The organism is Hespellia stercorisuis DSM 15480 (assembly GCF_900142165.1).
GTDB classification, from domain to species: Bacteria; Bacillota; Clostridia; order Lachnospirales; family Lachnospiraceae; genus Hespellia; species Hespellia stercorisuis.
In genome coordinates this window covers 11,831-29,504 of the sequence record NZ_FQZY01000054.1, presented here as the reverse complement: position 1 = coordinate 29,504, position 17,674 = coordinate 11,831, and the positions used below count along the sequence as shown (strand labels likewise).

Genomic DNA, 17,674 nt, shown 5'->3' with positions numbered 1-17,674 from the left:
TGTGCCGCAAAAGGTATATTATGGAAGCGACACAGATAAGCATGGAGCGAGGCTTGATGTTTACCTGGAAGAGGGGGACTTGGACGAGCTGAACAGCGACAATCTGCCGATGGAGAAAAAGGAAGAGCGGGAGTCTCTCCACAATTCAGCTTTAAATGCAACAATCTATGATGTTGAGCCGGACCAAAATGATGACATATTATCTGTGGCAGCACTGCCGAAACGGGTAAGGTTCTATCATGCAAAAATTGACGGCAGAAGCTTGAAATCGGGAGAAAGCTATCACGCACTGAAAAACGTGATTATTATCATGATTACGTCGTATGATCCGTTTGGCCTTGGTCGCATGGTCTACACGATCAAGAGTGGATGCGTGGAAGTACCGTCTCTGCCATATGATGACGGCGCCATGAGCATATTTCTCTACACCCGGGGGGAAGGACAACCGCCGGAAGAACTCATCCAATTGATGCGTTATATGGAACACACAACAGAGCAGAATGCAGTCACAGAGGAATTAAAAGCAGTCCATCAGATGGTGGAGCAAGTGAAGCATGATGAGGAGGTGTCACTGGAGTATATGAAGATATTTGAGAGAGAAGAAATGCTGAAAAATCAAGGGCGAAAAGAAGGACGAGCAGAGGGAAAAGCAGAAGGAAAAGCAGAAGGAAAAGCGGAGAGCATACTCGAGCTTTTAGCGGACTGTGGCTCAGTTTCAGAGAACTTAAGAGAGAAGATTCTGTCACAGACAAATATGGCAATTTTGACAAAGTGGCTGAAGCTGGCGGCAAAAGCTGACACCATAGAGCAGTTTACTGAAAAAATGTGAAGTTAGATAAAAAAGACAACGGGGCTGTCGCCGGAAAGTGAAAGTCTGTTTTACTTAAGGGGCAGTACCGTTGGCTTTTTTGATTATACAGATAGCAGACAAAGCAGCAAGGGGAGGATACATCATGTCATTACAATTCATTTTCGGGCATTCCGGCTCGGGAAAATCCTACTATTTATATAAGAAAATTGTCGATCAATCCATCGAATATCCGAATACGAATTTTTTGGTCCTCGTGCCCGAGCAGTTTACCATGCAGACACAGAAGGACCTTGTTTTAAAGCATCCCAACAAAGGAATCATGAATATTGATGTGTTAAGCTTTGGGCGTCTGGCACACCGCATCTTCGAGGAGGTGGGAGGAGACCAGGTTCCGGTGCTGGATGACGAGGGGAAGAATCTGATTCTCAGAAAAATTGCCGGAGACTACGAAGACAATCTGGAAGTCCTGAAAGGGAATCTGAAAAAACAGGGCTATATCAGCGAGGTGAAGTCGGTGATTTCAGAGTTCACGCAGTACGATATCGGTCTGGAGGAGATGGACCGCCTGCTGGAAGAATTGGGCGAGGATAGCTATCTCGCATACAAGCTGCGCGACATCCGCACTGTGTATGAGGGATTTTACCATTATCTGGAAGACAAATATATCACAAAAGAGGAATTGCTGGATGTGCTGGCGGGCGTGGTAAAGTCCTCCTCCATTCTGAAAAATGCAGTGGTCGCACTGGATGGATTCACCGGATTCACGCCGGTACAAAACCGTTTGATCGGAGAATTGCTGCAGGTCTGTGACAAGGTGATCATCACGGTGGAAATGGATCGCCGGGAGAATCCATATGTATATAATCATCCCTACCAGCTCTTCGCGCTGAGCAAGCAGATGGCCACCAGTCTGATGGAGGTGGCCAGAGAGCGGGGAGTCCTGATAGAAGAACCGGTGACTCTTTACGATAATGCGGAGTCTCGCTATAAAGATAATCCAGAATTGCGGTTTCTTGAGGAGAATCTGTTTCGTTATAGTACAAAGAAGTACGAGCTGACGAAAGAGAAAATGTCGGGGAATGAGACGACTGTGGAAGAACAGGATTCCCCCACGCTTCAGAACATCGAGATCCACTGCACCCGAAATCCCCAGGAAGAAGCTGATTTCGCGGCAAGGCAGATCCGCAGTCTGGTACGAACAAAGGGCTATCGTTACAGCGATATAGCGGTGATCACCAGTGACATGGGAATATACGCAGATTATCTGGAAAAATGCTGTAGTAGATATGAAATCCCCATTTTTATGGATCACAAACGCAGTGTCCTCCTCAACGCATTTGTAGAGTACATCCGGAGTCTTCTGGATATGGTAGAGCAAAACTTCACTTATGAGAGTGTTTTTCGTTTCTTAAGAACTGATTTTGTTGAATTCCGATCGGACGATATCGATGAATTGGAAAATTACTGTGTTGCATTGGGAGTCCGGGGCTATAAAAAATGGCAGGAAGCCTGGGTGCGAAGAAGCCGGGATATGGATGCTGACATGCTGGAACGGGTGAATCATATGCGGGTGCAGCTTGTGGAAAAGCTGGCGCCCCTTGTGTTTGTCTTAAAACAGCGTTCCAAAACTGTGAAGGATGTGACCCTTGCACTCTATGAATTTGTTGTGGCCGAACAGATGCAGGAAAAACTCCGGCGTGTGGAAGAAAAATTTCAGGAAGAGGGAGAGCTGGCACTTGCGAAAGAGTATGCGCAGATTTACCGGATCGTGGTGGACCTGTTCGATAAATTCGTGGAACTTCTGGGCGATGAGAAGATCACGCTGAAGGAATACTGCGAACTGATCGACGCCGGTTTTGAGGAGGCCAAGGTCGGTGTGATTCCTCCCAGTCTGGATCAGGTGGTGATCGGTGACATGGAGCGTACCAGATTAAAGGACATCAAAGCTCTGTTTCTGGTCGGCGCAAATGATACGCTTCTCCCAGGGAGTCTGGGGCAGGGAGGGATTCTCTCGGAGCGGGACAGAGAGCATCTGAGCGAGGAGAAGATCACACTCTCGCCGGGAGTGAAGGAAAAGACGTATATCCAGAAATTTTATCTTTATCTGAACCTGACGAAGCCGACGGAACATCTGTATCTGACGCTGAGCAAGGTGTCCGCGGACGGTAAGACACTCCGTGCCTCCTACCTGGTGCAGGATCTGCAGCATCTTTACCCGCAGCTGCGGATCAAGGATGAGGAGAAAACTGGATTCGCTAAGCGGGAATGGACCCCGGATACAGGAATCACATATATAATAGAAGGTCTTCGAAATTACAGCACCGTTCTGGGCGATGCGTGGAAGGAACTCTATACATGGTATGAAAACAATCCGCAGTGGCGGAAAAAAATAGAGCGTCTGGTGGAGGCCAGTTTTTACCACAGGGAGAAAGACCGGCTCTCAAAGGAACTGGCGGCTTCGATGTACGGGGATCTCGCCCGGCTGAGCGTCACCAGAATGGAGCAGTTCACAGCCTGCGCTTACGCACATTTCTTATACTATGGCCTGCGCCTGAAAGAGCGGGAAGAGTACCGGTTTGAGGCGATGGATTTGGGAAATATTGCCCATAGTGCCATGGAGCGGTTTGCCGTGGAGATAGAGCGCGAGGGCGTCGACTGGAGAACACTGGAGGAGGAAAAAGGACGGGAACTGATGGATGCCTGTGTGGAGTCAAGTATCACGGACTACGGCAATACCGTACTCTACAGCAGTGCACGCAACGAGTATATGATCACCCGCATCAAGCGGATGATGCACCGTACCGTCTGGGCACTGACGAGACAGCTTCAGTGCGGAGATTTCCTTCCCAGCGAATTTGAGATGAATTTCGGGAGCGGCAAGATCGACCGGATCGACACTTGTACGGAGGAGGATAAGCTGTATGTGAAGGTCATGGACTACAAGACCGGCTCCAAATCCTTCGATATCACGGCCGTCTACCACGGGCTGCAGCTACAGCTGATGGTCTATATGAATGCAGCCATGGAAGACCAGGCGAAGAAGCATCCGGACAAGACCATCATTCCGGCGGGAGTCTTCTATTATCAGATGAAGGATCCCATTGTGGCAAAAGTGCCGGATGATAAGCTGGAGGAAAGTATATTGAAGGAACTCCGTCTGGACGGCATGGTCAATGCAGACAGAGACAACCTGGAGCATCTGGAGCGCCACCTCGCGGGAGCATCGCTTGTGATGCCCATCGGACGGAACAAGGACGAGAGCCTGTCCCGGTCCTCAAAGGTGCTGGACAATGCGGACTTTTTGCTGATGTCCGGCTATGTGCAGAAGAAAGTCGCGGAGATCAAAGACGATATCACCGGCGGTAATGTGCAGGCCGAACCTTATGAGTTGGGTGACAAAAACGGGTGCAGCTTCTGCCGCTATCACGACATCTGTGGATTTGATGAGCGGATCCGCGGGTGCGACAGACGAAGACTGGCACAGTATGATAAACAGGAAGTTCTGCAGAAGATGAAAGAGGGGATATCATGGGAGTAAACTGGACACCACAACAACAGCAGGTTATCGACCTGCGGGATCGGAACATCTTAGTGTCGGCGGCAGCCGGATCCGGAAAGACGGCCGTGCTGGTCGAGCGCATCATTCAGAGAGTCATGGACAAAGCGCATCCCATGGATGTAGACCGTCTTCTGGTCGTGACTTTCACGGAGGCGGCGGCCGCGGAGATGAAAGAGCGGATCCGTGCGGCCATAGAAAAAGCGCTGGATGAGCATCCGGAGGATGAGCACCTGCAGCGTCAGGCAACCATGATCCACACGGCCATGGTGACCACAATTCACAGCTTTTGTCTGTCTGTGATCCGGGAACATTTTCATGTGATCGATCTGGATCCCGGTTTTCGCATCGCGGAGGAGGGAGAACTGACGCTGCTCAGACAGGATGTACTGGAAGAACTTCTGGAAGAAAAGTATGAGCTGGGAGAGGAGTCGTTTCTGGAATTTGCAGAGCGCTTTTCCACAGGACGTGATGACAAAAAAATAGAGGAGCTGATCTTAAAACTCTACGAGTATTCCCGCAGCTATCCGGATCCGGACGAGTGGCTTGCCGGGTGCTGCAGTGCCTATGAGCCGCGGGAGGGACAGGAAAATGCAGCCATGGCGCGGGTGGTCAGCCTCGCAGGTGCATATCTGGAGGACGGGCTGGAGATGATCCGTGAGGCGCTGGAACTTAGCAAGAGCCCGGATGGCCCGTACATGTACGAGGAGATGCTTGCATCCGATCTGGATCAGGTGCACCATGCGGCACAGGCCAGGGACTTTGCCAGGATGTACACCGCGCTGTATGAGATCAAGTGGATGCGCCTTTCCGCTAAAAAAGATCTCAGTGTCTCGGTGGAGAAGCGGGATTACGTCAAGGCACTGCGCCAGGGCGTGAAGGACCGGGTGGGAGAACTGAAAAAACAGTTTTTCTACGAGCCGGCAGAGGAACTGCAGCAGGAGCTTGAGTCCTGTCTTGGACCGATGCAGGAGCTCACGGGACTGGTGATCCAGTTTGCGAAAAGCTTTGCAGGGAGAAAGAGCAGCAAAAATGTGATCGATTTCGGTGATATGGAACACTTTGCACTGCAGATCCTCACCACGAGGGAGAACGGGGAGCGCGTGCCGTCCGTCGTGGCGGGAGAATACCAGCAGCAGTTCGACGAGATCATGATCGATGAGTACCAGGACAGTAACTACATTCAGGAGGCAATCCTGACCAGCGTTTCCACGGTACGAAAGGAAAAATACAACATTTTCATGGTGGGAGATGTGAAGCAGAGCATCTACCGGTTTCGTCTGTCCAGACCGGAGCTGTTCATGGAAAAATTTGACACCTACTCCAGAGAGGATGGGGAAAAGCAGCGCATTGACCTGCACATGAACTTTCGAAGCAGGGCTGAGGTTATAGACAGCGTCAACTTTATCTTTGAGCAGATCATGACGAAAAAGCTGGGCGGGATTACCTACGATGACCAGGCGGCGCTGCACGTCGGTGCGTCCTATGAGCCGCAGTGCGATGCACAGGGGGAATCCATGAACAAGACGGAGGTGATCCTGGTGGATACCAATCTGGAGATACCGGAGGATTCCGAGGCCGATGAAAACCAGATCACGGATACTGCGAGAGAGCTGGAGGCGCGGGCGGTGGCGAGGCGGATCAAAGAACTTAGGACCACCAACAGGGTGCTGGACAAAGAGACAGGGGAGTATGTTCCGGTACACTACCGCGATATGGTGATCCTGACCAGGAGTATCCGGGGCTGGACGGACACCTTTGCAAGGATCTTGAACGAGGAGGGGATTCCGACCTACGCCGGGAAAAAAGAAGGCTATTTTGAGACCTATGAGGTGGCGGTGCTCCTGGATTATCTGCGGGTTCTGGACAATGTGCAGCAGGATCTTCCACTGACGGCCGTGCTGACCTCCCCACTGGTGGGGCTGACGGCGGCAGAGCTTGCACAGATCAGATCGGCATATCCAGAATCCAGGTTTCACCGGGCAGTTCGGTACTACAGCGAAGAAAATGCCGAGGCTGCAAGAGAGGGAACTGTTTTTGACAAAAGTTTAGTTGCAGAGCTGAAAAAGTTTCAAGAGAAACTAATTAATTTCAGAGAGCGCATTCCTTATCATGGAATCCATGAACTGCTGTGGCAGATCATCGAGGAGACCGGGTACGGAGATTATGTAGCTGCCATGCCGGGAGGAGAGCAGCGCAGGGCAAACATTGACATGCTGGTGGAAAAAGCGGTCGCCTTCGAGGGAACCAGCTACAAGGGGCTGTTTAATTTCGTGCGCTATATTGAGCAGCTGCGCAAATACGATGTGGATTACGGTGAGGCGAGTATCGCCGATGAGCAGATGGATACCGTTCGTCTGATGAGTATCCACAAGAGCAAGGGGCTGGAATTTCCCATTGTCTTCGTGGCGGGGATGGGAAAACGTTTTAATAAACAGGACAGCAAGGGCAGCATTGTGATTCACCCGGAATGGGGTGTGGGTGTGGATGACATCGATCTCACGAAGCGCACCAAGAGTCCTACAATCCTCAAAAAGATGATTCAGAAGGAAGTAGATCTGGAGAACTCCGGCGAGGAGCTCCGGATTCTTTACGTGGCACTGACCAGAGCGAAAGAAAAGCTGATCATGGTGGGCTCTGTGAAAAATGCGGAGGATACCCTGAAAAAATATGCACCGGTGGCAGGCCGGGCACAGTGGGAATTGTCCTTCACAGATTTGTCAAAAGCAGACACATATTTCGCGTGGGTACTTCCAGCGCTGGTTCGCATGAAACCGGAGATTCCTATGGGGATGCGGGTGATCGGCTGGGAGGAGCTTGCGGTTGCAGACACGGTGGAGGAAGTCACCGGAGCCATGGCAAAAGAAGTACTTCTGAACTGGGACACGGAACAGGTCTATGAGGAGCACGCGAAGGAACAGATCGCAGAGCAGTTTTCCTACGTGTATCCGCACAGTGAGGAAAATCAGCTGAAGTTAAAATTCACGGTCTCAGAGCTGAAGAAACGAGCCTATCTGGAAGAGGAAGCAGGGGAGATTCTGCTGGAGGAGCCGGAGGTGATTCCGTATCTTCCACGTTTCCTGCAGGAGGAAGAGGAGCTGACCGGGGCATCCCGCGGTACAGCATACCACCGTCTGCTGGAACTTCTGGACTTTGCGATAGATTACGATGAGCCGGCACTGGAGGCCGCCATCGAGACATTTACGACGCAGAAAAAGATGTCACAGGACATGGCGTCCTGTATCCGGAGAACGGACATTTTGGGATTTTTACAGACCGGAGCAGGACAGCGCATGCAGGCGGCGGCCCGAAAGAATCTGCTGAAAAAAGAGCAGCCATTTGTGCTGGGCGTGGATGCCAGGGAGGTCTACCCGGACACTGCCAGCGGCGAGACGATTCTGGTACAGGGAATTATCGATGTCTGTTTCGAGGAGGCAGACGGACTGGTGGTGCTGGATTACAAGACCGACAAGGCCACAGGTGCCCGGGAACTGGCGGAAAAATATCATGCGCAATTGGAATACTACGCAAAGGCACTGATGCAGCTCACCGGAAAACCAGTGAAGCAAAAAGTAATCTATTCATTTACCCTGGGAGAGGAGATTGAACTGTCTTGATGGAATATATACTGGTCTATCTACTTATAATAAATGTAATTGCATTTGTCGTCTACGGGGATGACAAGGCACGGGCCCGCAGGGGAGCGTGGCGCATATCTGAGGCTAAGTTGATTCTGCTGGCGGCCATCGGAGGAAGTGTCGGGGCATGGCTTGGCATGCATGTGTTCCACCATAAGACGAAACACATGAAATTTGTAATCGGTGTTCCGGCGATATTTCTGGTTCAGCTGGCAGGATTCCTGCTGTGGTACCGGTAGAAGTGATGTGAATATCCGCGCGGACTGCATTTGCGTCTCTTTTTTGGGCATACTCCTAACGAAAATAATTTTCGAAGAAGGAGAAGAAAGATGACAAAAAATGGAAACAAACCAATCAGTCTGGACGAAATGGAGAAAGAGGATCTGACAAAATACGAAATCGCACAGGAGCTGGGGCTGCTGGATAAGGTGCTGAAGGAGGGGTGGCGCTCCCTCTCGTCCAAGGAAACCGGTCGGATCGGCGGCCTGGTTGCAAAGCGGCGCAGACAGGAAGACGGAGAAATGCAGGAGCAGGAAACAGATAAAGAATAAACAGGCAGATCAAGAAAAATGCACAGAGTTCAAGGCGGGACAGACAGGGGGTGGACCAGGTCTGCGGCTTTCGGAATCGGCTTCAAAACCGGCGGCGCAAGAGAATAAGGGTTGAAAAATATGTTTTTTTTTGTTATACTCACAAGATTGAGAAAGAGATACAGGTGAGTTTATGAGAGAAACAATCAAAGTTTTAGATATAGAGCTCGACACGGTGAATGCGAAAGATGCCATGCGCTGTGCTATGCATTTTATGGAGCGGGAACCAATCAATACGATAGAGATTGTCGCAATGGATACCCTGCTTCTGGCCAAGGAGAATGAAAATCTGAAAGAAGCGATCGAAGCCATAGATCTGGTATTTCCGGGAGAGCCGGAGATACTGACGGCGGCTGGGGTTACAGACAGGCATTATGTGCAGGAGATTTCCACACTTCTATTTGTGAAGATGTTCGTCAAATATCTCCACAAGAACAAAAAAAAGGTATTTATCCTGGGGGAAACAAAAGAAGAGGCGCAGGAGTTCGCCGATTATCTGAAAAACTACTACCGTGGAATCGTCATACAGGGGACAGAGGCGATAGCGGAGGAGACGGGGACTGTGGAGATGATCATCAATAAAATCAATGGAACAGAGACAGATTGTGTCATCTCTGCGATGGCGGTTCCGGGACAGGAGCTGTTTATCGCGCAGGGGCGGGAACTCCTGAATGCGAAACTGTGGCTTGGATGCGGCAGAGGGCTGCAGATGAAGAATAAAAAGAACAGCCAAAGGGGTCGGTTTCATGATTTCCTGGTGAAGAGAATCTTCCGGCATCAAGTGGAATTAGAGAAGCGAAAATAAATTTTGTCTACAATGTCCAAAGGGAAAATGATGAAAAAACTGTGAATATTTTGGAAAAATGTATAAAAAAACGCGATTTTACTTTCCTTTTTGTGCGTTTTGCATTAATATATATACTGAGTATGTGACATTAGGTTTTGAGGACAGGATAATTTTTTGTGGAAAATGTACACTTGAGTGGAGGGAGAAGGAGAATATGATATCAAATCAGATACTTCAAAATACGATCGAAGGATTGAAAAGCATATCGAGAATTGATTTTTGCGTGTTGGATGTGGAGGGAAAGCTGTTGGCCAGTACATTGGAGGAGACCTCCAATTATGAGAGTGCGGTTACGGCGTTCGTCGCTTCGCCGGCCGAGAGTCAGGTGCTGCAGGGGTGCCAGTTTTTTAAGATATTTGATGAGCAGCAGATGGAATACGTACTGCTGGCAAGTGGGGAGACAGAGGATGTCTATATGATCGGCAAGCTGGCGGCGTTCCAGATTCAGAATCTGCTGGTTGCTTACAAAGAGCGATTTGACAAGGATAATTTTATAAAAAATCTGCTGCTTGACAATCTGCTGCTGGTAGATATTTATAACCGTGCCAAAAAATTACATATTGACACGGAAGTGAGACGTGTTATTTTTATTATTGAAACGATACACGAGAAAGACAACGCGGCACTGGACAATGTCAGAACCCTGCTCGGCAACAAGACAAAGGATTTTGTCACAGCGGTTGACGAGAAGAATATCATTGTCGTGAAGGAAGTGTCGGAGAAGGATACATATAAAGAACTTGAAAAAGTATCGAAAGATATGTATGATATTCTGAGAAATGCGACAGAGGAACAACTTCACATTGCGTACGGAACCATCGTGGGCGATATCAAGGAAGTATCCAAATCCTATAAAGAGGCTAAGCTTGCATTGGATGTGGGCAAGATCTTTTTTAATGAGAAAAACATCATTGCGTACAGTACGCTTGGAATAGGACGTCTGATCTATCAGCTGCCGATTCCGTTATGCAAGATGTTCATAAAAGAAATATTCGAAGGAAAATCACCGGACGAATTTGACGAGGAGACATTGACGACGATCAATAAGTTTTTTGAGAACAGTCTGAATGTATCCGAGACGTCCAGACAATTATATATTCACCGGAATACATTGGTATACCGGTTGGATAAGCTACAAAAGAGTACGGGCCTTGATCTGCGCGTATTCGAGGATGCTATCACGTTTAAGATAGCCCTCATGGTAGTGAAATATATGAAGTATATGGAATCATTAGAATACTAGTACAGCGGGGAAAGCAGCTGTACAGCAAGAGCAGTACTGAAAAGTACGAAGGAGTAGTAAGCAATAAGGAGGAGCATATGATTGAATTAAAGGATGTAACAAAAGAGTACTCGAAGGGCAATGCTGCCCTGAACGGAGTATCCGTCAAAATCGAACAGGGAGAGTTCGTTTTTGTTGTAGGAGACAGCGGTTCGGGCAAGTCAACCCTGATCAAACTAATCTTGAAAGAACTGGAGCCCACAGAGGGAACGATCATTGTAAACGGTCAGAATCTGTCCAGAATGAAGCACAGACAGATTCCGAAATTCCGAAGAAGAATCGGGGTCGTGTTCCAGGATTTCCGTCTGTTAAAGGATCGGAATATCTATGAGAACATTGCATTTGCACTGCGCGTGACAGAAACCTCTACACGTGTTATCAAGAAAAAAGTACCGGCGGCACTTTCCCTGGTAGGACTGGCGCAGAAGTATAAGTCATTCCCGAAGGAACTGTCTGGTGGAGAACAGCAGAGAGTTGCGATCGCACGTGCAATTGTCAATGAGCCGGCGATTCTTCTGGCAGATGAGCCGACAGGTAACCTGGATCCGACAAACTCATGGGAGATTATGAGTCTGTTGAAGGAGGCCAATGAAAGAGGTACCACTGTTTTGGTTGTTACGCATAATCAGGAAATCGTGAACGAGATGAATGAGCGTGTAATTACGATGAAGCAAGGTGTTATTGTCAGCGATGAAAAAAAAGGTGGGTATATAAATGAGGATTAGTACAGTAGGATACGTAGGAAAACAGGGAGTTAAGAACATCTGGAGAAACAAGATGTTTTCACTCGCATCTATCGCAACCATGTCGGCATGTATCTTCTTATTTGGTTTGTTCTTCGCAATTGTATTGAATTTCCAGTATATTGTGAAGTCTGCGGAAGAGGGTGTTGCCATTACAGTACTGTTTGATGAGGATGCGACAAAGACACAGATCAAAGAGATCGGTGAGAAGCTGAAGGCGCGTGATGACGTGTCAAAAGTAAATTATGTTTCGGCTGACGAGGCGTGGGAAAGCTATAAAAAGAAATATTTCGGAGACAGCCCGGAGCTTGCAGAAGGATTTAAGAACGACAATCCGCTTGCAGGATCAGACAACTACGAGGTCTTCATGAAGAACCAGTCGAAGGACAAAGACATTTCCGTAAACAACAAGTCGCTGTCCTCCACGCAGAATGAACTTGTAAAATACGCGGAAAGTCTCGACGGAGTCCGTAAGGTCAACAAATCAGATGTGGTGGCAAAGACTCTGAGCAGCGTGAATGTATTGGTGGGATATGTGTCCATTGCGATTATCATCATTCTGTTTGCGGTGTCGATCTTCCTGATCAGCAACACGGTTACAATGGGTATCACAGTGCGCCGGGAAGAGATTGCAATTATGAAATACATCGGGGCGAAGGATTTTGTTGTGCGTTCCCCGTTCGTTATCGAGGGGCTGATCATGGGATTTATCGGTGCGGTGATTCCGTTGGGAATCCTGTATATTGCATACAGCAAAGCGATCGAATACATTATGACAAAATTCAGTCTGCTGAATAATATTATTACATTTCTTTCTGTACAGAGAGTATACAGGGGACTGCTTCCAATCGGTCTGATTCTCGGTGTGGGTATTGGTTTCGTGGGCAGCTACTTTACAGTGCGTAAGCATTTGAAAGTATAGGAGAGTGCGATGAAAAAACAAAAGAATAGAGTAATCAGCGCTGTTCTTTGTCTTGCTTTGAGCGCTTCTGTGGTGATGAATGTCGGTGCGACAACGATTGATGAGGCCCAGCAGAAAGCCAATGAGCTCGAGTCACAGAAGCAGAGTACGCAGGCGGAGCAGAATGCTCTGGCGGATCAGCTGAATCTGATTGCGGAAAAGATGACGCAGACGCAGGCGGCACTTGACGAAAAAAAGACAGAGATTACACAGGCGGAGAATGATCTGATTGCCGCGAAGGTTGACGAGAACGACCAGTATACCAGTATGAAAAAACGGATCAAGTATATGTACGAAAGCGGCGATACACAGTTTCTGGAAATATTAGTCGAAGCCAAGGATATGAATGATTTCCTGAACACGGCAGAGTACGTATCCCAGATCTCGGCCTATGACAGAGATATGCTGAAGCAGTTTCAGGATACGGTGGCCGAGGTGCAGGCGCAGGAAGACTCGTTGAAGGCAGAATATGAAGAGCTGTCGAATCTGCAGGATGAACTGACAGGACAGCAGGCACAGGTACAGACGCTTCTGGACAACAATAACGTGAAGCTGGCAGATCTGGAGAGTCAGATTGGGGCGAATGCCCAGGTTCTCGCAGACCTGAAAGCAGCGGCAGAAGCAGCGGCGCGTGCGCAGGCGGAGGCCCAGGCGGCAGCAGAAGCAGCGGCAGCCCAGGCAGCGGCAGAAGCAGCGTCATCTGGAGGAGGCAGCAGCTATATACCACCATCTTCATCGATCGTGGTGAGCGGAAACGGTCAGTTTACAAATCCGTGCCCGGGTGCTTCTTACATATCCAGTGAGTTCGGAGAGTACCGTTCCCCGAGTGATCCGGCCCACAAGGGCAGGGATTATGCGGCATCAACAGGTACACCGACCTATTCGGCGGCAGACGGAACCGTGCTGATTGCAGGGTATTCGTCCAGCGCGGGCAACTGGGTGGTCATCGACCATGGCAACGGACTGGTGACAAAATACATGCACCACAGCTCAATCTGCGTCAGCGCAGGGCAGAGCGTGAGCCGGGGGCAGCAGATCGGAGCGGTAGGCTCCACCGGTGATTCCACAGGACCGCATCTTCATTTTCAGGCAGAGTCCGGTGGCGTAGCAGTAGATCCACGTAATTTTATGTAGACAGGAATCCGGTGATTTGTTTTACAGAATCATGAGAGACATGAATGGAAGTATAGGATGGAAAATAAAAACAACAATAAAGGATTTTTAAAGGGGGCGCTTGTGGGCGCCCTCGCTATGTTCATAGTGCTGGGAGGGCTCGGCTGGCTGTTTCTCTGCCATGGAGTGGGAGGAACAGCCAACAAAGGAGTTCTTAACAGCAAGACAGAGACAAAGATTGACAAGATGCGTGAACTGATTGATGGATATTATCTCTATGATGTGAGCGATGAAGAGCTGCAGAATGGAATATATGAGGGATACATCAGCGGGTTGGATGACCCGTACTCTGTATATTACGATGAGGCGGCAACCAAAGATCTTCTCGAGAGTACCACCGGGGAGTACAGTGGGATCGGAGCGGTTATGACGCAGGATGCGGACAACGGTCTGGTAAAGATTCTTCAAGTATATAAAGACTGCCCGGGAGAAAAGGCAGGACTAAAAGAAGGGGACATCATCTACCAGGTGGATGATCATGAACTGACCGGTGAAGAGGATCTGAGCGAGGTAGTCTCCTGGATCAAGGGTGAGCAGGGGACAGATGTGAAGCTGCATGTCTACCGGGGGGATGAGGCGGAAGAGATGGAATTGACAGCCACGAGAGATGTGGTGAAGGCACAGACCGTCTCCCACGAGATGAAGGAAAACCAGATCGGTTACATCCGCGTGTCAGAATTTGACACGGTGACCTACGATCAGTTTGCGGAGGCCCTGACGGATCTTGAGAACCAGAACATGCAGGGACTGGTGATTGATCTGCGGTCAAATCCGGGGGGGAATGTGTCCACTGTCTGCGATATGCTAAGGCTTCTGCTGCCGAAAGGCCTGATCGTCTACACCGAAGACAAGGATGGAAAAAGACAGGAATACAGCTGCGACGGAGCCAGTGAATTTACAAAACCGCTTACGGTGCTGGTAGACGGATACAGTGCGAGCGCTTCTGAGATATTTTCCGGGGCGGTTCAGGATTACGGGATCGGCAAGATTGTCGGAACCACGACCTACGGAAAAGGTGTTGTGCAGCAGTTGATGGATCTCAAGGACGGAACGTATCTCAAACTCACCATCGCGGAATACTTTACACCGAAGGGGAGAAGCATCAACAAAAAGGGAATCGAGCCGGATGTCGAGGTAGAATATAAGGCGGATGAGAACAATGCTGAGGCGGATAACCAGCTTGACAAGGCTCTGGAAGTCATACAGGAAGAATTAAAATAAATGTTTAAAAATAGTGATGCCGAAGGTGTCACTATTTTTTATGCGAAAAAATAAGGCACTTTTGTTTTATTTTCAAGGCATCTATGGTAGAATATCTTTAATTATGAGAAGACATATTTACAACACATTCTGTGAGTATAGTAATAGAGAAAAGAGGAGAGAGCTATGATTAACAAACTGGTAAACAAAATCAAACAGACAGGAGCACCGATTGTGGTGGGACTGGATCCGATGCTGAACTACATCCCGGAGCACGTGCAGAAAAAGGCATTTGCGGAGTATGGCGAGACTCTGGAGGGGGCTGCGGAGGCAATCTGGCAGTTCAACAAAGAGATCGTGGATAAGACCTGCGATCTGATTCCGGCGGTGAAGCCTCAGATTGCAATGTATGAGCAGTTCGGTATCCCAGGACTTATGGCTTTCAAGAAAACGGTAGACTACTGCAGAGAGAAAGATCTGGTCGTGATCGGTGACATCAAGAGAGGGGACATCGGCTCAACATCTGCGGCTTACGCGGTGGGACATCTGGGGAAGGTGCAGGTGGGAAGTAAAACCTACGCGCCTTTCGATGAAGATTTTGCGACCGTAAATCCATACTTGGGATCTGACGGTGTGAATCCATTTACAGAAGTATGCAGACAGGAGAAAAAAGGTCTCTTTATTCTGGTGAAGACCTCCAATCCATCCAGCGGAGAATTCCAGGATCAGTTGATCGATGGAAGACCGCTCTATGAACTGGTCGGCGAGAAGGTGGCTGCATGGGGCGCTGACTGCATGGGCGACGAGTACAGCTATATCGGTGCTGTGGTCGGTGCGACCTATCCGGAGATGGGAAAGGTGCTTCGCAGGATCATGCCGAAGGCGTACATCCTGGTTCCGGGCTATGGAGCGCAGGGCGGACAGGGAAAAGATCTGGTACATTTCTTTAATGAGGACGGACTGGGGGCAATCGTGAACTCCTCCAGAGGAATCATAGCGGCGTACAAACAGGACGCGTACGCACAGTTCGGTCCGGAGAACTTTGGGGATGCATCGAGGGCGGCAGTGAAAGCCATGATCGACGACATCGGCGGAGCATTGGCAGACCGTTAGACGACCGGCAGGAATCGAAGCATAAAATAACAAACATACAGGAGAATAAATATGGCAGGCAAATATAAAGAATCAGTGACTGTGGTATCGCAGGAATCCATAGCGGAGGAAATCTACAGCCTGTGGCTGCAGACCGCAGATATTGCGGAGCATGCAGTACCGGGGCAGTTTATTTCCATGTACACAAACGATGGAAGCAGGCTGCTTCCAAGGCCCATCAGCATCTGTGAGATTGACAGGGCAAAGGGGCAGCTCCGGGTTGTATACCGCGTCACAGGACCGGATACAGGAACGGAACAGTTCGCGGCACTGAAGCAGGGGGAGACCATTGAGGTTTTGGGACCTCTGGGAAATGGTTTTCCACTGGAGGCAGGAAAAGGCAGAAAAGCATTTCTGATTGGAGGCGGAATTGGAGTCCCTCCGATTCTGGAACTGGCAAAACAGCTTGACGCAGAGAAACAGATCGTGGTGGGATACCGGGACACCCAGTTTCTGCTGGATGAATTTGGGCAAAATGGGGCTGTTTTCGTAGCGACTGAGGACGGAAGTGCGGGGACAAAGGGCAATGTCATGGATGCAGTCGCAGCCAATGAGCTTACGGCTGACATTATCTATGCGTGCGGACCGACTCCGATGCTGCGCGCAATCAAGGCCTATGCGCAGGAACACGATATCGAGTGTTATCTCTCCCTCGAGGAGAAGATGGCCTGCGGGGTCGGTGCGTGTCTTGGCTGTGTATGTCAGTCCAGAGACAAGGACGCACACAGCAATGTGCACAACAAACGTGTCTGTAAGGACGGACCGGTATTCTTGGCTACGGAGGTGGAACTGTAATGAACACAACGATTAATCTGGCCGGTGTAGAACTGAAAAATCCGGTCATGACGGCATCCGGAACCTTTGGATCCGGGGAGGAATACAGTGAATTTGTAGATTTGAGCCGGCTGGGAGCGGTGGTCACGAAAGGTGTGGCGAATGTTCCGTGGCCGGGGAATCCGACACCGCGAATCGCGGAGACAAAGTGTGGGATGATGAATGCCATCGGCCTTCAGAATCCGGGAATTGATTTGTTCTGTGAGAGAGACATTCCGTTTTTGAAAAAGTATGACACAAAAATCATTGTAAATGTCTGTGGACGGACCAAAGAAGACTACTGTGAGGTGGTAGAGCGCCTCGCGGGCGAGGATGTAGATCTACTGGAGATTAACATTTCCTGCCCGAATGTCAAGGCGGGAGGAATCGCCTTTGGGCAGAATCCGGCCGCGGTGGAAGAGATTACAAAAGAAGTGAAAAAGTACGCAAAACAGCCGATCATCATGAAGCTCAGCCCGAATGTCACGGACATCACGGAGATGGCGAAAGCGGCGGAGGCTGGAGGAGCGGATGTCCTGTCCCTGATCAACACATTGACGGGGATGAAGATTGATATTCATAAGCAGGCGTTCGCGCTGGCGAATAAGACCGGTGGTGTGTCTGGGCCTGCAATCAAACCAATTGCGGTCCGGATGGTATATCAGGTGGCTAACGCGGTGAAACTGCCGATTATCGGAATGGGCGGAATCGCCACAGCGGAGGACGCGGTAGAATTTATACTGGCAGGTGCCACGGCAGTTTCGATCGGAACTGCGAATTTCTTTAATCCGACAGCGACGGTTGAGGCTGTTGAGGGAATTGAGGCGTACATGAGGCAGTATCATTTTGATTCCATAAACGAGATGATCGGTCTGGTAAAATAAGCAGCAGAAAACGGATTCCGAAAA

The 17,674-nt window shown here is 49.4% G+C and carries 14 protein-coding genes; all 14 read left to right on the top strand.

Annotated elements, in window-relative coordinates; translation table 11 throughout:
* On the top strand, window positions 1-829 hold an 829-nt coding region (locus tag BUB85_RS15395; RefSeq protein ID WP_143160752.1), incomplete at its 5' end, for an Rpn family recombination-promoting nuclease/putative transposase.
* A gap of 124 nt (window positions 830-953) precedes the next feature.
* Entirely contained in the window at window positions 954-4,349 is a 3,396-nt protein-coding gene (gene addB / locus BUB85_RS15390) for a helicase-exonuclease AddAB subunit AddB (RefSeq protein ID WP_073112102.1), read from the top strand.
* Window positions 4,340-7,984 carry a helicase-exonuclease AddAB subunit AddA gene (addA, locus tag BUB85_RS15385; RefSeq protein WP_073112100.1) on the top strand — a complete coding sequence of 1,215 codons (3,645 nt, stop codon included), beginning with the start codon at window positions 4,340-4,342 and terminating at the stop codon, window positions 7,982-7,984. The genes addB and addA overlap by 10 nt, the downstream gene beginning before the upstream one ends.
* Window positions 7,984-8,244 (top strand): DUF1294 domain-containing protein, encoded by a 261-nt coding sequence (locus BUB85_RS15380; RefSeq protein ID WP_073112098.1) that lies wholly within the window; start codon window positions 7,984-7,986, stop codon window positions 8,242-8,244. Before addA ends, BUB85_RS15380 begins: the two co-directional genes overlap by 1 nt.
* A gap of 90 nt (window positions 8,245-8,334) precedes the next feature.
* Entirely contained in the window at window positions 8,335-8,556 is a 222-nt protein-coding gene (locus BUB85_RS15375; protein WP_073112096.1) for a small, acid-soluble spore protein, alpha/beta type, read from the top strand.
* Between the two features lie 172 nt (window positions 8,557-8,728).
* On the top strand, window positions 8,729-9,400 hold the full coding sequence (locus BUB85_RS15370; protein ID WP_073112094.1) for a WecB/TagA/CpsF family glycosyltransferase: 672 nt from the start codon (window positions 8,729-8,731) through the stop codon (window positions 9,398-9,400).
* Between the two features lie 196 nt (window positions 9,401-9,596).
* A complete protein-coding gene (locus BUB85_RS15365; protein ID WP_073112092.1) occupies window positions 9,597-10,685 on the top strand; it encodes a PucR family transcriptional regulator in 1,089 nt (362 codons plus the stop codon).
* A 77-nt stretch (window positions 10,686-10,762) separates the two neighbouring features.
* Window positions 10,763-11,449, top strand: a complete 687-nt coding sequence (ftsE, locus tag BUB85_RS15360) for a cell division ATP-binding protein FtsE (protein WP_073112090.1) — start codon at window positions 10,763-10,765, stop codon at window positions 11,447-11,449.
* Window positions 11,439-12,389 (top strand): permease-like cell division protein FtsX, encoded by a 951-nt coding sequence (gene ftsX, locus BUB85_RS15355; RefSeq protein ID WP_073112088.1) that lies wholly within the window; start codon window positions 11,439-11,441, stop codon window positions 12,387-12,389. The genes ftsE and ftsX overlap by 11 nt, the downstream gene beginning before the upstream one ends.
* 9 nt (window positions 12,390-12,398) lie before the next feature.
* Window positions 12,399-13,562: a murein hydrolase activator EnvC family protein gene (locus tag BUB85_RS15350; protein WP_073112086.1), complete on the top strand. Its 1,164-nt coding sequence runs from the start codon at window positions 12,399-12,401 to the stop codon at window positions 13,560-13,562.
* A 57-nt stretch (window positions 13,563-13,619) separates the two neighbouring features.
* Window positions 13,620-14,822, top strand: coding sequence for a S41 family peptidase (locus BUB85_RS15345; protein ID WP_073112084.1), 1,203 nt, complete (start codon window positions 13,620-13,622; stop codon window positions 14,820-14,822).
* Window positions 14,823-14,987: 165 nt separating this feature from the next.
* Entirely contained in the window at window positions 14,988-15,914 is a 927-nt protein-coding gene (gene pyrF / locus BUB85_RS15340) for an orotidine-5'-phosphate decarboxylase (protein WP_073112082.1), read from the top strand.
* Between the two features lie 51 nt (window positions 15,915-15,965).
* A complete protein-coding gene (locus BUB85_RS15335; RefSeq protein WP_073112080.1) occupies window positions 15,966-16,748 on the top strand; it encodes a dihydroorotate dehydrogenase electron transfer subunit in 783 nt (260 codons plus the stop codon).
* On the top strand, window positions 16,748-17,650 hold the full coding sequence (locus tag BUB85_RS15330; RefSeq protein WP_073112078.1) for a dihydroorotate dehydrogenase: 903 nt from the start codon (window positions 16,748-16,750) through the stop codon (window positions 17,648-17,650). The genes BUB85_RS15335 and BUB85_RS15330 overlap by 1 nt, the downstream gene beginning before the upstream one ends.
* Window positions 17,651-17,674: the final 24 nt, after the last annotated feature.

Bases quoted from the DNA above. Each gene is read 5' to 3' on its own strand.
- addB (WP_073112102.1), top strand. From the start codon at position 954: ATGTCATTACAATTCATTTTCGGGCATTCCGGCTCGGGAAAATCCTAC.
- addA (WP_073112100.1), top strand. From the start codon at position 4,340: ATGGGAGTAAACTGGACACCACAACAACAGCAGGTTATCGACCTGCGG.
- BUB85_RS15380 (WP_073112098.1), top strand. From the start codon at position 7,984: ATGGAATATATACTGGTCTATCTACTTATAATAAATGTAATTGCATTT.
- BUB85_RS15375 (WP_073112096.1), top strand. From the start codon at position 8,335: ATGACAAAAAATGGAAACAAACCAATCAGTCTGGACGAAATGGAGAAA.
- BUB85_RS15370 (WP_073112094.1), top strand. From the start codon at position 8,729: ATGAGAGAAACAATCAAAGTTTTAGATATAGAGCTCGACACGGTGAAT.
- BUB85_RS15365 (WP_073112092.1), top strand. From the start codon at position 9,597: ATGATATCAAATCAGATACTTCAAAATACGATCGAAGGATTGAAAAGC.
- ftsE (WP_073112090.1), top strand. From the start codon at position 10,763: ATGATTGAATTAAAGGATGTAACAAAAGAGTACTCGAAGGGCAATGCT.
- ftsX (WP_073112088.1), top strand. From the start codon at position 11,439: ATGAGGATTAGTACAGTAGGATACGTAGGAAAACAGGGAGTTAAGAAC.
- BUB85_RS15350 (WP_073112086.1), top strand. From the start codon at position 12,399: ATGAAAAAACAAAAGAATAGAGTAATCAGCGCTGTTCTTTGTCTTGCT.
- BUB85_RS15345 (WP_073112084.1), top strand. From the start codon at position 13,620: ATGGAAAATAAAAACAACAATAAAGGATTTTTAAAGGGGGCGCTTGTG.
- pyrF (WP_073112082.1), top strand. From the start codon at position 14,988: ATGATTAACAAACTGGTAAACAAAATCAAACAGACAGGAGCACCGATT.
- BUB85_RS15335 (WP_073112080.1), top strand. From the start codon at position 15,966: ATGGCAGGCAAATATAAAGAATCAGTGACTGTGGTATCGCAGGAATCC.
- BUB85_RS15330 (WP_073112078.1), top strand. From the start codon at position 16,748: ATGAACACAACGATTAATCTGGCCGGTGTAGAACTGAAAAATCCGGTC.